We start from the raw sequence: 15,590 nt of genomic DNA, 5'->3' as shown, positions 1-15,590 counted from the left end.
TTTCATAAGGGGAGACAGGATTGTGCAAGTTAAAGCTAACTTGAGGTCAAGCGTGGCGATGGAACGCAAATGGCTGGCCATCGGCCAGATAGCCAAACGCTCGGGCGTCAAGGCCAGCGCCCTGCGCTTCTACGAGCAGAAGGGGTTGATTGGCAGTGTCCGCAGCGAGGGGGGGCAGCGGCTCTATCCGCAGGATGTGCTGCGCCGCATCGCCTTCATCCGGGTGGCGCAGGGCATGGGGTTGAGTCTGGGCGAGATAGGGGAAGCCCTGGCCGGTCTGCCCGAGGGGCGCACCCCGGATCGCCGCGACTGGGACGGCATTGCCGGCCAGTGGCAGAGCCTGCTCGATCGGCGCATCACCGCTCTGCAGCAGCTCAAGGAGAAGCTTGGCGCCTGCATTGGTTGCGGTTGCCTCTCGCTGGAGCACTGCGCACTTTACAATCCGGATGATCAGGCCGCCGGGCAGGGCGAGGGTCCCCGCTACCTGCTGGGGGATACGCCACCGAGCGGGCCGGCAGCAAAATGATGAACATGAGGGGCGGTCCAGCCATGCCATGCACCGGGCCGACTCGTTTACACCGTCAAGGAGGAGACATGGCACTGGAACAACTGAAACGGGAGTTGGAGCTGTTTGGCGAGCAGAATGACGGCGCGCAACAGTCCCGTGGCAGCAAGATGCTCAACATTACCCGCGATACCGGCGAGCTGCTGGCGGTGCTGGTACAGACGAGGGGAGCCGATGCGGTGCTGGAGATCGGCACCTCCAACGGTTACTCCACCCTCTGGCTGGCCGAGGCAGTCAAACGGCTGGGGGGCCGGGTCACTACCATCGAGCTGGACGAGGGCAAACGGGCCATGGCGGCCGCCAACTTTCAGCGGGCCGGGCTCGAACCCTGGATTGAGCAGTTGGCAGGGGAAGCCGGTACGCTGTTGCCCACCCTGCCGACGGCCGCTTACCCGCTCATCTTCCTCGACTCCGATCGCCAGCACTACCAGGCCTGGTGGCCCGAGATCCAGCGCCTGCTGGCCCCCCGCGGTCTGCTGGTGGTGGACAATGCCATTTCCCATCGCGAGGAGCTGGCCGAGTGGATGGCAGAGGTGGAGCAGGATCCGGCCTTTGCGACCTCGCTGGTGCCGGTGGGCAAGGGGGAGTGGCTGGTGGTGCGGTTGTAGGGGGGCAGGCATGGAAAACAAGACCATGGAACCAAAAGCAGTGGTGGAGGCCTACTGGCAGGCCATGCAGAGCAACGATTTCGTCAAGGCCTCCAGGTGGCTGAGCGAGGACTTCCTCTGTGACTGGCCCCAGTCGGGGGAGCGGATCGAGGGGCGGGCCAACTTCGTCGAGATCAATCGGCGCTACCCGGCGGCCGGGCCCTGGAGTTTCGATGTCGTCCGCCTGCTGGAGCAGGGGCGGGAGGTGGTGACCGAAGTGGTGATCACCGACGGTGAAGTGGAGGCGCGTGCCATCACCTTCCACACGGTGCGTGGCAATACCATCTGCCATCAGACCGAATTCTGGCCCGATCTCTACGAGGCGCCGCACTGGCGTCGTCACTGGGTCACCAGCATCCCGCGGGAGTCGCAACCCGCCTGACATGGTTTCCGCTGGCGGAGCGCCGCCAGCGGGGCTATTTCTCGGCCAGCCCGGCCATTATATTTTCGTTATCCATTATTTCGCTAAATATCCCCATATTTCATGGTTGGGTCATGCCATGAGCCACGTTATGTTTCATCCATACCGCCAGCAAGCATTATGAAAGTTCTCTCAGCCGATAACTAATTTAAACATGATAACCGGCTGGTTTTATTTTGTGGTGGTTGGCAAGCGTTCTGGATGTTCATAAATATAACGAGGTGAATAATGAAAAAACGGCACTCCCTGTTTTTGATGGCGGCACTTCCGCTGGCACTGATGACATCGGTACAGGCACAGTCAAGCCTGGCCGAGATCCAGCGGGCCGGGGTGATCAAGATCGGCACCGAAGGGGCCTATCCTCCCTTCACCTATCACGACAAGAGCGGCAAGCTGGTGGGCTTTGACGTGGAGATCGGCGAGCTGATTGCAAGCGGTCTCGGCGTGAAGCCACAGTTCGTCGAAGGCAAGTGGGACGGGCTCATCGCCGGGGTGGACGCCAAGCGCTACGACCTGGTGCTCAACGAAGTGGCCATCACCCCTGAGCGGCTGAAAAAGTATGATTTTTCAGACCCCTACATCACCTCCAAGGCGGTGATCGTGGTGCACAGCGACAACCACAGCATCAAGAGTTTTGCCGATCTGAAGGGCAAGAAATCCTCCCAGTCGCTGACCAGCAACTTCGCCCAGCTGGCGAAAGCATCGGGCGCCGAGGTGGTGGCCACCGAGGGATTCAACCAGTCCCTCGAACTGGTGCTGACCGGGCGGGTGGATGCCACCATCAACGACAGTCTCTCCTTCCTCGACTTCAAGAAACAGAAGCCGGACGCCAAGCTGAAGGTGGCGGCCACCGAGGCCAAGGGGGATCAATCTGCCGCCCTGCTCGCCAAGGGACAACCCGAGTTGCTGGCCGCCATCAATCAGGCGCTGCGCAATGCCAAGCAGGATGGCGAATATCAAAAAATATCGCAGAAATATTTCGGCACCGACGTCTCGCAATAATATCGCGGCAACATAATAACAACTGAGGATATTAACGTGCCGGCCTGGTTGCAGTTAATGATCGACTCTTTTTGGCCCCTGCTCAGTGCGGGGCTTATTTTTACCGTGCCACTTACCCTGATTACCTTCGTGCTGGGAATCGTGCTCGGCTTGTCGGTGGCGCTGGCCAGATTATATGGTCCGGCCCCGTTGGTGATGCTGGTCCGCTTCTATGTCTGGCTTATTCGGGGCACCCCGCTGCTGGTGCAGCTGTTTCTGATCTTTTACGGTCTGCCGAGCGCGGGCATAGTGCTGGATGCCTTCACCGCCGCCGTCATCGGTTTCACCCTCAACATCGGTGCCTACAGCTCGGAGATCATCCGTGCCACCCTGGCGGCCATCCCGAAAGGGCAGTGGGAGGCAGCCTACTCCATCGGGATGAACTGGCCCCAGGTGATGTGGCGGGTGATCCTGCCGCAGGCGGCGCGCATCGCGGTACCGCCGCTCTCCAACACCTTCATCTCCTTGGTCAAGGACACCTCGCTGGCGGCGGCGGTGACCGTGCCCGAGCTGTTTCAGGCGGCTCAGCGACTCGCCTCCGTCACCTATGAACCGCTCATCCTCTATGTCGAGACGGCCCTCATCTACCTGTTGTTCAGCTCGGTGCTCTCCACCCTGCAAGACAAGCTGGAGCAGCGACTGGCATATAAAGAGACCCGGGAGGTCACCCTATGATCCGCTTGAGTGGCATCGAGAAACAGTTTGCGGGGCAGCGAGTGTTGAAAGGGGTGGGGCTGGCGATGGCCGCGGGCAGCGTCACCGCCCTGATCGGCCCCTCCGGCAGCGGCAAGAGTACCTTGCTGCGCTGCGTGAACCTGCTGGAGCGACCCGACGCGGGCCAGCTGGTGCTGGGGGGCAGCGAGCTCGACTTTACCCGGCATCTGTCACGGCAAAGCGTGCTGGCCCTGCGCCAGCAGACCGGCATGGTGTTCCAGAACTTCCAGCTGTTCCCGCACATGACGGTGCTGGAGAACGTGATGGAAGGGTTGGTGACTGTGTTGCAGTGGCCCAGGGAGAGGGCGGCGGCGCGCGGCCTGCAACTGCTCGACAAGGTGGGGCTCAGGCACAAGGCCCAGGCGGTGCCTGCCACCCTCTCCGGCGGTCAGCAGCAGCGGGTGGCCATTGCCCGGGCGCTGGCGCCGGCCCCCAAGGTGTTGCTCTGTGACGAGCCCACCTCGGCACTGGATCCCGAGCTTGCCCAGGAGGTGGTGGCCGTGCTGCGCCAGCTGGCCAGTGAAGGCACCACCATGCTGATCGCCACCCATGACTTGCGCCTGGCGGCCCAGATCGCCCAGCAGGTGATCTTCCTGGAGGCGGGAGAGGTGGTGGAGGCGGGCAGTGCGCGCCAGATGTTCACCACCCCCAAGCGGGCGCGTACCTTCGAATACATCTCCACCCTCACCGAGCGGCTGCCCGAGAGCTGGAGCATCTAGCCGGTTGTGGCTGAGCGACATAAAAAAACAGCCCCGCACGAGCGGGGCTGTTTGCACGATGGCTTGGTTGCGACGGCAGATCACACGGCCAGGTAGTCCATGATCCCTTCGGCCGCCTTGCGCCCCTCATAGATGGCGGTCACCACCAGATCGGAGCCGCGCACTGCATCGCCACCGGCGAACACTTTGGGGTTGCTGGTCTGGAAGGCATGCTCGGCCTGCTCCGAGGCCTTGATGCGATCCCGGCCATCAAGCTCGATGCCGTGTTCCGCCATCCAGGGCTGGGGGTTGGGCTGGAAGCCGAACGCCATCACCACCGCATCGGCAGCCAGCACCTGCTCGGAGCCGGCGATCACCACCGGGTTGCGGCGGCCATTGGCATCGGGGGCGCCGAGCTCGGTGCTCACCACCTTGATGCCGCAGGTGCGGCCCTGGGCGTCCAGCTCGACGCCGACCGGCTGCAGGTTGAACATGAATTCAACCCCCTCTTCGCGGGCATTCTTCACCTCCCGCTTGGAGCCCGGCATGTTCTCCTCGTCGCGGCGATAGGCGCAGATCACCTTGTCGGCCCCCTGACGGATGGCGGTACGCACACAGTCCATGGCGGTATCGCCGCCGCCGAGCACCACCACCTGCTTGCCGGCAAAGTCGATGTAGTCGGCTTGCGCCTTTTCGAAGCCCAGCAGCCGGTTGGCGTTGGCGATGAGGTAGGGCAGGGCGTCGTAGACGCCCGGCGCCTCCTCGTTGGCAAAGCCGCCCTTCATGTACTTGTAGGTGCCGACCCCGAGGAAGATTGCATCGAACTCACCGAGCAGGTCGGCGAAGGTGACATCGCGACCCACTTCGGTCTCGAGACGAAACTCCACCCCCATCCCCTCGAAGATCTCGCGGCGACGCTGCATCACCTCTTTTTCCAGCTTGAAGGAGGGGATGCCGAAGGTGAGCAGACCGCCGATCTCCGGATACTTGTCGAACACCACCGGGGTGACGCCGCCTCGAGCCAGCACGTCGGCGCAGGCGAGGCCAGCCGGGCCGGCGCCGATGACGGCGACCCGTTTGCCGGTCTTGACAACCTTGGAGAGATCGGGCTTCCAGCCCATCTCGAACGCCTTGTCGGTGATGTATTTTTCGATGTTGCCTATGGTGACGGCACCGAAGCGATCGTTGAGGGTGCAGGCACCCTCACACAGTCTGTCTTGCGGACAGACCCGGCCACACACCTCCGGCAGGCTGTTGGTCTGGTGGGAAAGCTCCACCGCCTCCAGAATGCGCCCCTCGTTGGCCAGCTTCAGCCAGTTGGGGATGTAGTTGTGGACCGGGCACTTCCACTCGCAGTAAGGGTTGCCGCAGTCGAGGCAGCGATCCGCCTGCATGCCGACCTGGGCCTGGTTGAAGGACTCGTAGATCTCCACGAACTGGATCTTGCGGATCTTGAGCGGCTTCTTGGGCGGGTCGACCCGCTGCACGTCGATAAACTGAAATACGTTCTGGCTCATAGGGTTCCCTCCTTATTGCGCCTGGATTCTGAGTTCTGCACTGGAACGGCTGGTGTGGCCAAGCAGCGATTTGACGTCGCTGGACTTGGGTTTGATCAGCCTGAACTTGGGCACATAGGAGTCGAAGTTGGCCAGGATCTCCTCGGCGCGCGAGCTGCCGGTTTCGTTGAGGTGCGCCGTGATGATGCCGCGCAGGTGCTCCTGGTGGATGGCGAGATCCGCCACGTCCAGCAGTTCTACCAGCTCGGGGTTGGTGCGCTTGGCGAAGTTGCCGCACTCGTCGAGCACGTAGGCGAAGCCGCCGGTCATGCCCGCCGCGAAGTTGACCCCGGTGGTGCCGAGCACGGTGACGATGCCGCCGGTCATGTATTCACAACCGTTGTCGCCAATTCCCTCGACTACCGCCAGCGCCCCTGAGTTGCGCACCGCGAAGCGCTCGCCGGCGGTACCCGCAGCGTAAAGTTTGCCGCCGGTGGCGCCGTAGAGGCAGGTGTTGCCGATGATGGCCGCCTCGTGGGATTTGAATGCCACGCCGACGTGAGGTTTGATCACCAGCTTGCCGCCGGTCATCCCCTTGCCCACGTAGTCGTTGGCGTCCCCGGTGAGGATCATCTCAAGGCCGCCAGCGTTCCAGACGCCGAAGCTCTGGCCGGCGGTACCGTTGAAGTGGACCCGCACCGGATCGGCCGCCATCCCCTGGTTGCCGTGGCGCTTGACGATTTCGCCGGACAGACGCGCCCCCACCGAGCGGTCGGTGTTGCGGATGTCGTAGCGAAACTCGCCGCCGCTCATGTTTTCCACCGCCTCCAGCAGATCTTCCACCATCTTGAGGTTCAGTGGCCCCTTGTCGAAGGTGGGGTTGTGCTGCTGGCTGAACAGACTGGAGCCTGCCGGTGCAACCGGGGCCGCCAGGATGCCGGAGAGATCCAGCTTGGCCTGACGGGCGGTGAGGCCGGGCAGCGCTTCCAGCAGGTCGGTACGACCGATGAGGTCGGTCAGCTGGGTGACGCCAAGTTGGGCCATCAGCTCGCGGGTCTCCTCGGCGATGAACTTGAAGTAGTTCATCACCATCTCCGGCAGGCCGGTGAAGTGCTCGCGGCGCAGCTTCTCATCCTGGGTGGCGACGCCGGTGGCGCAGTTATTCAGGTGGCAGATCCGCAGGTATTTGCAGCCCAGTGCCACCATGGGGCCGGTGCCAAAACCGAAGCTCTCGGCGCCGAGAATGGCCGCCTTGATGATGTCGAGACCCGTCTTGAGGCCGCCATCCACCTGCAGCCGCACCTTGTGGCGCAGGCCGTTGGCGACCAGCGCCTGCTGGGTCTCGGCCAGGCCCAGTTCCCAGGGGGAGCCGGCGTATTTGACCGAGGTGAGGGGGCTCGCGCCGGTGCCGCCGTCGTAGCCGGAGACGGTGATGAAGTCCGCATAGGCCTTGGCCACGCCGCAGGCGATGGTGCCAACGCCGGGCTCGGACACCAGTTTCACCGACACCAGGCAGCTTGGGTTGATCTGCTTGATGTCGAAGATGAGCTGGGCCAGATCCTCGATGGAGTAGATGTCATGGTGGGGCGGCGGCGAGATCAGGGTCACGCCGGGCACGGAGTAACGCAGCTTGGCGATCTGGGCCGTCACCTTGTCACCGGGCAGCTGGCCCCCTTCGCCGGGCTTGGCGCCCTGAGCCACCTTGATCTGCACCACGTCGGCGTTCATCAGGTAGTGGGGGGTGACGCCGAAGCGACCCGAAGCCACCTGTTTGATGCGCGAATTCTTCTCGGTGCCGAAGCGCTTGGGATCCTCGCCGCCTTCACCCGAGTTGCTTTGGCCGCCGAGTCGGTTCATGGCCACCGCCAGCGCCTCGTGGGCTTCCGGGCCCAGCGCGCCGATGGACATGGCGGCAGAGTCGAAGCGGGGGAACAGCTTGGTCGCTGGCTCCACCCGCTCCAGCGCCACCGGGTTGTCGACCTTCTTCAGGGTGAGGAGATCGCGCAGGGTGGCGACCGGGCGCTCGTTCACCAGGCGGGCGTACTCCTTGTAATCGGCATAGTTGCCGGAGCGCACCGCCACTTGCAGGGTCTGCACCACGTCAGGGTTGTAGGTGTGGTACTCGCCACCGTGAACGAATTTGAGCAGGCCACCCTGAGTGAGGGCCTTGCGGGCCAGCCAGGCTTGGCGGGCCAGATTGAACTGATCCTGCTGGATGTCGGCAAAATCGGCACCCTGGATGCGGCTCGATACGCCGCGAAAACACATCTCGACCACGGCTTTGGAGAGGCCCACCGCCTCAAACAGCTGGGAGCAGCGGTAGCTGGCCACCGTGCTGATGCCCATCTTGGACATCACCTTGTAGAGCCCCTTGTTGATGCCGTTGCGGTAGTTGAGCATGGCCTGGCGCAGGCTCATCTTGAGCACGCCCTCTTCTACCTGCTTGGCAAGCGTCTCGTAGGCGAGGTAGGGGTAGATGGCGGTGGCGCCAAAGCCCAGCAACACCGAGAAGTGGTGCGGGTCGCGCACGCTGGCGGTCTCCACCAGGATGTTCGCATCGCAGCGCAGGTTGTTGTCCACCAGGGTACGCTGCACCGCCCCCACCGCCATGGCGGCCGGGATGGGCAGGGTGTCGGCACTGACGTCCCGATCCGAGAGGATCAGCAGCACGGTACCGGCCTTGGCGGCAGCCTTGGCCTCTTCACAGATGCGCAGGATGGCCGCTTCCAGACCCTCTTCGGGTTTGAAGTTGAGGCTGATCACCTGATGGCGATAGTGCTCCCCTTCCAGTGCCAGCAGCTGGTGGAAGTCGGAGTAGAGCAGGATCGGCGACTGGAACAGCACTCGGTGGGCGTGGCCGAAGGTCTCGTTGAACACGTTCTGCTCGCGGCCGATACAGGTGGCCAGCGACATGACGTGGTTTTCCCGCAGCGGATCGATGGGCGGGTTGGTGACCTGGGCGAACATCTGGCGGAAGTAGTCGTACAGGGTGCGCTGGCTGGAGGAGAGCACCGCCATCGGGGTGTCATCCCCCATGGAGCCCACCGCTTCCTGGCCGTTTTCACCCAGTACCCGGATGATCTGATCCAGCTCTTCATAGGAGTAGCCGAACAGCTTCTGATAGGTTTTCAGTTGATCGTCGGAGAACTCGCGGGCGCCGGTGCTGGCGTCATCCATCTGCTCGAACGGCACCAGCCGCTTGCAGTGCTTGTCCATCCACTGCTTGTAGGTGTGACGGCTCTTGAGATCGTCATCGATCTCGAAGCTGGTCCAGACCTTGCCGTTGCTGGTGTCGACCACGAACAGCTCGCCCGGGCCGACCCGGCCCTTCTCCAGCACTTCGTCGGGGGTGTAGTCCCAGGTGCCGACCTCGGAGGCGAGGGTGATGAACTTGTCCTTGGTGATGACGTAGCGGGCCGGACGCAGGCCATTGCGATCGAGTGCGCAGGTGGCGTAGCGACCGTCGGTCATGACGATGCCGGCCGGGCCATCCCAAGGCTCCATGTGCATGGAGTTGAAGTCATAGAAGGCGCGCAGGTCGTCATCCATGTTCGGGTGTTTCTGCCACGCAGGCGGGATCAACAGGCGCATGGCACGGAACAGGTCCATGCCGCCGGCCAGGAACAGATCCAGCATGTTGTCGAGGCTGGAGGAGTCCGACCCCGTGGTGTTGACGAAGGGGGCGGCCTCTTGCAGATCGGGGATCAGCGGGGTGGCGAATTTGTAGCTGCGCGCTTTGGCCCACTGGCGGTTGCCGGCGATGGTGTTGATCTCGCCGTTGTGGGCGAGGTAGCGGAACGGCTGCGCCAGCGGCCAGCGCGGGCTGGTGTTGGTGGAGAAACGCTGGTGAAACACGCAGATGGCCGCCTGCATGCGAATGTCGGCGAGATCCAGATAGAAGCGCGGCAGATCCACCGGCATGCACAGTCCTTTATAGACGGTGACCAGGTTGGAGAGGCTGACTACATAGAAGTAGTCGTCGCTGATGCGTTTCTCGATGCGGCGGCGCACGATATAGAGGCGGCGCTCGAGATCCTTGTCGACCCAGCCGGGCGGGGCGTTGACAAAGACCTGTTCGATACTGGGCAGGGAGGCCTTGGCGATAGGGCCGAGTACATTGGTATCGATAGGCACCTTGCGCCAACCGACCAGACTCAAGGTTTCCTTTTCCAGCTCTTCGTCGATGATGTCGCGAGTGGCTTGCGCCAAGACGGGATCGGGGTTGAGAAACAGCATGCCGACCGCGTAGTTGCGGCCCAGGTGCCATCCCTTCTCTTCGGCGACAGCTCTGAAGAAGCTGTCGGGTTTTTGCAGCAACAGACCGCAGCCGTCGCCGGTCTTGCCGTCGGCGGAGATACCGCCACGGTGCTGCATGCGAGCCAATGCTGACATCGCGAGACGGACAAGCTTGTGGCTGGCTTCACCTTCCATGTGGGCCAACAGGCCGAAGCCACAGTTATCCCTCTCCAGCTTTGGATCATATAGTGACATTGCATTTCTCCCTTGCTCGGCCTTGCATCGCACTGTCATCAACAGACTGCATAAATTGCGATTGGCTCTTGTGGTTCCGTCCGCCTGAGGTGGCGAATCTCCAAACTAATGGGATTTTTCGGCAAGGTCAATTGGACATCCCGGCTGTTTTCATTATCACAAACTCATAACAAAATGTCGAGGTACGGGTCTATATGGGGTATCAACTGGCGATTGCTCTGGTTATTTTTGTTTTTGTGGAATTTTGTATTGTTATATTGGGTTTTGCTGGTTGACTCAATGGGGGCAAGGATTTGTAGTAATTTTACCAATCCACTCGACAAGTGAATGGCCGAGATCACAATAACGAAGTAGATGACTTGCATTTGCAAAACCACCGTCTATGAGAAAATTTTCATTATTCAACAAACTGTTAGAAGATGGTTTTGTGGTGGTGTTGAGCCTTCGTCAAATTGGGGATGAGTCTCGAAAGCGTCGATAACTACCCATTTGCTGATATTTATCCGGTTATTGGTGAATATTTATATGTTTTCCCGACTCTATCCTCCCTTGATCCAGCGCAGCGCTGCGCGCGGCCAAGCTCGTACAATGACACCCCTTTACTGGAGGTGTCATGCAGTTACACGAACTCGTCAATACATTCGGCCAGGATCTCAAGCAGCGCCATGGCCAGAAGATCCACAAGCTCTCCATTCACGGTGCCTTCACCTGCCCGAACCGGGACGGCACGCTGGGCCGTGGTGGCTGCACCTTCTGCAATGTCTCCTCCTTTGCCGACGAGTCGGCCCAGCAGCTTTCGGTGGTGCAGCAACTGCTGGCTCGCCGGGATGAAGTGACCCGGGCCAAACGTTATCTCGCCTACTTTCAGGCCTATACCAGCACATATGCCGAGGTGGAGTACCTGCAGCGCATGTATGAAGAGGCGCTGTCGGTGAGCGACATGGTGGGTTTGTGTGTGGGGACGCGCCCAGATTGCGTGCCGGATGCGGTACTGGACCTGTTGGCCGGTTATCAGGCCCGGGGTTACGAGGTGTGGCTGGAGCTGGGGCTGCAGAGCGCCAACGACAAGACGCTGCAGCGCATCAACCGGGGCCATGGCTATGCCGCCTATGCTGACGCTGTGACCAGGGCCCATCAACGGGGCATCAAGGTGTGCGCCCACCTTATCGTCGGTCTGCCCGGTGAAGTCGCCATGGACAGCCTGAATACGCTGCAGCGCATCGTGGAGACGGGGGTGGAGGGGATAAAACTGCACCCGCTGCACGTGGTAGAGGGAAGCACCCTCGGCAAGGCGTGGCAGGCAGGTCGACTGGAGGTGCCGAGCCTGGCGCAGTATGTGGAAGCGGCGGTTGCCATGATCCAGCACACGCCGCCCGAGGTGGTGTACCACCGCATCTCGGCGTCGGCACGTCGCCCGACTCTGTTGGCGCCAGCCTGGTGCGAGAATCGCTGGACAGCCATGGCTGACATTGCTAGTGAACTGGCTCGCTCCGGCGCCCAGGGTCATGCGCTGGGGCGCCCTTTTTCGCTTTCTGGCAATATCGGCTAGGTAATCAGATTTCATCAAAAAAACAGTGAGTTATTAGATGAAATTCAGTCTTTGCGGTATAGTTTCGGTAAAATTGTCTTGATATAGTACTTGGCTTGAAAAAGATATCATTATCAATAAGCTTGTATTATTTCCAATTTTGACGGGATATATCGGATATGGCGCCATCTTGTGTCGCGATCCGCCACCAAACTGCCCGTCTCGCCTTTGGGTGTAATGCCTATCAGGTCTGCCAATGACATTCAGTGTCATGTACCTGTGCTTAATGTGTATCAGGCTGTTGATCCCTTCTCGGGGAGCTCTGTTCTTTATGTCACGGGATCGTCTGCGTCAAACTGCGCCCGTGAAGCTTGAATATCGGTGTGGCGATAGAGCCGGCCCAATCATGCAGTGACAGGATGCTATGCAAGCAGAAACTAACCGTATTGACGAGTTGTTGGAGTGCCTGGTCTTTCTGACCCGCTTTTATGGGGTGCCCAACAGCAAGGATGCCCTGACGACCGGTTTGCCACTGGTGTCCGGCCTGCTGACGCCCAACCTGTTTGGCCGTGCCGCCGAGCGGGGCGGATTGTCGGCCCGGGAAGTGATCCAGCCGCTTGCCGAAATCTCCCCCTTGTTGCTGCCTTGCGTGTTGCAGATGCGCAATGGCGGTGCCTGCATTCTGCTGGAGTGGAATGAAGACAGGAGTCAAGGAAAGGTCATCTTTCCTCAGGCGGGAGATGCGGCCCAGTGGATCAGTGCGGCCCAGCTGGGTGATGAGTATCTGGGACGACTGTTTTTTGTCAAAAAGCAGTTCAAATTTGATGAGCGCTCCCCCAAGGTGCTGGAGACCCGTGACGGGCACTGGTTCTGGAGCACTCTGTTTGAATCCCGTGGCATCTATCGGGACGTACTGATCGCGTCCATCCTCATCAACCTGTTTGCCATCGCCAGCCCGCTGTTCACCATGAACGTCTACGACAAGATAGTGCCCAATCTGGCATTTGATTCCCTTTGGGTGCTTGCCGTCGGGGCCATGGTGGTGTTCACCTTCGATTTCGTGATGCGCCAGCTGCGCAGCTACTTCATCGACATCGCCGGTAAAAAATCGGATGTGCTGTTGTCGGCCAAGATCTTCGCCAAGGTGATGGGCATGCGGATGGAGTCGCGGCCGGCCTCGACCGGTGCGTTTGCCAAACATCTGCAGGAGTTTGAATCGGTACGGGAGTTTTTTACCTCCGCCACCGTCTCTACCCTCATCGACCTGCCGTTCGCGGTCTTCTTCCTGTTCATCATCTGGATTTTCGCCGGGGTCATGGTCGTAGTGCCGATCGTCGCCATGCTGATCCTCATCATTTACAGCTTCTATATTCAGGCGCCGCTCAAGCAGTCCATCGAAGAGGGATCGCGGCTTGCTTCCCAGAAGAACGCCAACCTGATCGAGAGCATTTCAGGCCTTGAGACCGTCAAGATTTTCGGGGCCGAGAGCATGTTCCAGCATCGCTGGGAGCAGGCTGTCTCCCATATCTCGACCTGGGGCGTGCAGACCCGCCGCATCACCAATTCCATGTCTTCGCTGGCCAGTTACATCCAGCAGGTGGTGACGGTGGCGCTGGTGATTGTCGGTGTTTATCAGATTTCGGAAGGGTTGGTCACCATGGGGGGCATGATTGCCGCCGTCATGCTGTCAAGCCGTGCCATTGCGCCCATGGTGCAGTTGTCGGTGCTCTCCACCCGCTACAACCAGGCCAAGTCCGCATTGGAAATCCTGGAAAAAATCATGGTGACACCGGGTGAGCAGGAAGAGGGCAAACAGTACATCCACCATCCCGTGATCTCCGGTCGGATCGAATTTGACAATGTCTCTTTCAAGTACCCGGGAATGGAAACCAGCACGCTGCACAACATCAATCTGCGTATCGAGCCGGGCGAGAAGGTGGCCATCATAGGCCGGATCGGGGCGGGTAAAACCACGCTCGAGAAGATCTTGATGGGCTTGTATCGGCCCACCGATGGTTCGGTGCGACTCGATGGATTCGAGCTGGATCAGCTGCCGGCCTCGGTTATCCGGCGCAACATAGGTTGTGTCCCGCAGGACGTGACCCTGTTTTTTGGCTCGGTGCGCGACAACATCATGCTGGGCAATCCGCTGGTGGATGATGTGCGGGTCATGCGGGCCGCCAAACGGGCCGGCGTCACCAATTTTACCAATCGGGATCCCAACGGGCTGGATCGGCAGATAGGTGAAGGGGGCCGCCAGCTCTCGGGTGGTCAGCGTCAGGCCATCCTGCTGGCGCGAGCCTTGCTAAACGACCCCCCCATCCTGGTGATGGACGAACCCACCTCCAACATGGATAACCAGTCCGAGATGCAGGTCAAGCATGAGTTGGCACGATTGGGGCCGGAAACGACCCTGATCCTGATCACTCACAAAACCTCCATGCTCGATGTCGCCTCACGGGTCATCGTGGTTGAGCAGGGGCAGGTGGTGGCCGATGGGCCCAAAGAGGCTGTGCTGCAACAGTTGAAAGAGGGCAAGGTGCGTGTGCAGGAGGCGTCCAATGGCTAAGTTTGGCCTGTTCAAAAAGGCGCCATCCGATACCGTACTGCCGGCGCCGGAGCACCTTGAATTCGTCGATGACGGTGCGGCTGCGGTACTGCTGAGTACCCCGACTCGAGCCAGGGCATTGCTGTGGGCCTGCTTCCTGTTTTTCATGAGCGCCATCGTCTGGGCCGCCTGGGCCGAGCTCGATGAGGTCACCGTTGGACAGGGCAAGGTCATCCCTTCCCGTCAGTTGCAGGTGATCCAGAATCTGGAGGGGGGGATCGTCAAGGAGATCTTCGTCAAAGAGGGTGACATCGTTGAAAAAGGGCAGCCGCTCTTGCGCATCGATGATACTCGCTTCCGCTCCGATTTTCGTGAACGCGAGCAGGAGCTGGTGACTCTCAAGGGGGATATTGCCAGGCTGCGCTCCGAAATCCAGAGCGTGGTGGTCAAGACTGGCCCCAATTTGGGGTGGCGTGAGCAGGTCGTGGTCGACAAGCAACCCATCGATTTCCCGGACGGTTTCGAAAACGTCTTTGCCGAATATGCGGCTCGAGAAAAATCAGTTCAGGATGAGCGTCTCAACAATTTGAACAACCAGCTCTATATTCTGGGTCAACAGATTGAACAGAAAGAGCAGGAAACCATAGAGCTCAATGCCAAGATCAGGACGGTGGCGCGTAGCGTAGATCTGGCGCGGCAGGAGCTCAATATCAGCCGCCCCTTGGCCAAGGAGGGGATCGTGCCTCAGGTCGAGTTGATCAAGCTGGAACGGCAGGTCAACGAAATGCAGGGGGAATTGGAGAGCAACCGGCTGCTTATTCCCAAACTCGATTCCGTGTTGCGGGAGACCATCTCCAAGCGCAACGACATTGCCTTGAAATTCCGGGCCGATTCACAGACCGAGCTCAATGAACGGCAAGGCAAATTGAGCCAGCTGTCCGAAGGCCAGGTTGGGCTGCGGGATCGGGTGGATCGCACCAGCGTCATTGCGCCGCTCAAGGGCACCATCAAGAAACTCAAGATCAACACGCTGGGTGGTGTGGTGCAACCCGGCATGGATCTGATGGAAATTGTTCCGCTGGAAGACACTCTGCTGGTCGAGGCCAAAGTGTCGCCCAAAGATATCGCGTTCTTGCGGCCAGGGCTGGAGGCCGTGGTCAAGATTACTGCCTATGACTTCACAATTTATGGAGGATTACATGGCAAGGTTGAACAGATAAGTGCTGACTCGATCCAGGATGAAGATGGCAATTCCTTTTACCTGGTACGAGTCCGCACCGAGAAAAGTTACTTGGGCGATGAGCTTAACGCACTTCCCATCATCCCCGGTATGTTAGCCAGTGCAGATATTATTACTGGTAAAAAAAGTGTCCTAGACTATTTGCTTAAGCCGATTTTACGGGCAAAGCAGTCGGCACTGAGAGAACGATAAGCCAACAAT

The 15,590-nt window shown here is 60.1% G+C and carries 11 protein-coding genes; 9 read left to right on the top strand and 2 right to left on the bottom strand.

Annotated features, from left to right (window positions below):
* The first annotated feature begins 58 nt into the window (after nucleotides 1–58).
* The 6 genes from soxR to ACPW75_RS11335 all read left to right on the top strand — a co-directional run bounded on the left by soxR (nucleotide 59) and on the right by ACPW75_RS11335 (nucleotide 4,107).
* Entirely contained in the window at nucleotides 59–526 is a 468-nt protein-coding gene (soxR, locus tag ACPW75_RS11360; RefSeq protein ID WP_017410890.1) for a redox-sensitive transcriptional activator SoxR, read from the top strand.
* Between the two features lie 68 nt (nucleotides 527–594).
* The gene (locus ACPW75_RS11355; RefSeq protein ID WP_044800306.1) at nucleotides 595–1,173 is read left to right on the top strand and encodes an O-methyltransferase; all 579 of its coding nucleotides are present in this window, start codon (nucleotides 595–597) and stop codon (nucleotides 1,171–1,173) included.
* A gap of 10 nt (nucleotides 1,174–1,183) precedes the next feature.
* Nucleotides 1,184–1,594: a nuclear transport factor 2 family protein gene (locus ACPW75_RS11350; RefSeq protein WP_077098406.1), complete on the top strand. Its 411-nt coding sequence runs from the start codon at nucleotides 1,184–1,186 to the stop codon at nucleotides 1,592–1,594.
* 267 nt (nucleotides 1,595–1,861) lie between these two features.
* Nucleotides 1,862–2,635 (top strand): amino acid ABC transporter substrate-binding protein, encoded by a 774-nt coding sequence (locus tag ACPW75_RS11345; RefSeq protein ID WP_077097641.1) that lies wholly within the window; start codon nucleotides 1,862–1,864, stop codon nucleotides 2,633–2,635.
* A 57-nt stretch (nucleotides 2,636–2,692) separates the two neighbouring features.
* Nucleotides 2,693–3,349, top strand: a complete 657-nt coding sequence (locus ACPW75_RS11340) for an amino acid ABC transporter permease (protein WP_179101506.1) — start codon at nucleotides 2,693–2,695, stop codon at nucleotides 3,347–3,349.
* Nucleotides 3,346–4,107 (top strand): amino acid ABC transporter ATP-binding protein, encoded by a 762-nt coding sequence (locus tag ACPW75_RS11335; RefSeq protein ID WP_077097645.1) that lies wholly within the window; start codon nucleotides 3,346–3,348, stop codon nucleotides 4,105–4,107. Before ACPW75_RS11340 ends, ACPW75_RS11335 begins: the two co-directional genes overlap by 4 nt.
* Before the next feature lie 80 nt (nucleotides 4,108–4,187).
* On the opposite strand, the gene ACPW75_RS11330 is transcribed toward ACPW75_RS11335, so the two are convergent.
* Together ACPW75_RS11330 and gltB are read right to left on the bottom strand one after the other, a co-directional pair.
* The gene (locus tag ACPW75_RS11330; protein ID WP_044800304.1) at nucleotides 4,188–5,603 is read right to left on the bottom strand and encodes an FAD-dependent oxidoreductase; all 1,416 of its coding nucleotides are present in this window, start codon (nucleotides 5,601–5,603) and stop codon (nucleotides 4,188–4,190) included.
* A 12-nt stretch (nucleotides 5,604–5,615) separates the two neighbouring features.
* Nucleotides 5,616–10,073, bottom strand: a complete 4,458-nt coding sequence (gene gltB / locus ACPW75_RS11325; protein WP_252410752.1) for a glutamate synthase large subunit — start codon at nucleotides 10,071–10,073, stop codon at nucleotides 5,616–5,618.
* A gap of 613 nt (nucleotides 10,074–10,686) precedes the next feature.
* On the opposite strand from gltB, the gene ACPW75_RS11320 reads away from it, so the two are divergent.
* The 3 genes from ACPW75_RS11320 to ACPW75_RS11310 all read left to right on the top strand — a co-directional run bounded on the left by ACPW75_RS11320 (nucleotide 10,687) and on the right by ACPW75_RS11310 (nucleotide 15,581).
* On the top strand, nucleotides 10,687–11,622 hold the full coding sequence (locus tag ACPW75_RS11320) for a TIGR01212 family radical SAM protein (protein WP_077097649.1): 936 nt from the start codon (nucleotides 10,687–10,689) through the stop codon (nucleotides 11,620–11,622).
* A gap of 403 nt (nucleotides 11,623–12,025) precedes the next feature.
* Nucleotides 12,026–14,170: a type I secretion system permease/ATPase gene (locus ACPW75_RS11315; RefSeq protein WP_077097651.1), complete on the top strand. Its 2,145-nt coding sequence runs from the start codon at nucleotides 12,026–12,028 to the stop codon at nucleotides 14,168–14,170.
* Nucleotides 14,163–15,581, top strand: a complete 1,419-nt coding sequence (locus ACPW75_RS11310; RefSeq protein ID WP_011706512.1) for an HlyD family type I secretion periplasmic adaptor subunit — start codon at nucleotides 14,163–14,165, stop codon at nucleotides 15,579–15,581. Before ACPW75_RS11315 ends, ACPW75_RS11310 begins: the two co-directional genes overlap by 8 nt.
* The last annotated feature ends 9 nt before the right edge of the window (nucleotides 15,582–15,590 follow it).

Source organism: Aeromonas sp. FL131 (assembly GCF_049860615.1).
Lineage (GTDB): Bacteria > Pseudomonadota > Gammaproteobacteria > Enterobacterales > Aeromonadaceae > Aeromonas > Aeromonas hydrophila.
The sequence above is the reverse complement of the archived record's forward strand: the minus strand, read 5'-3'. Positions and strand labels throughout refer to the sequence as shown.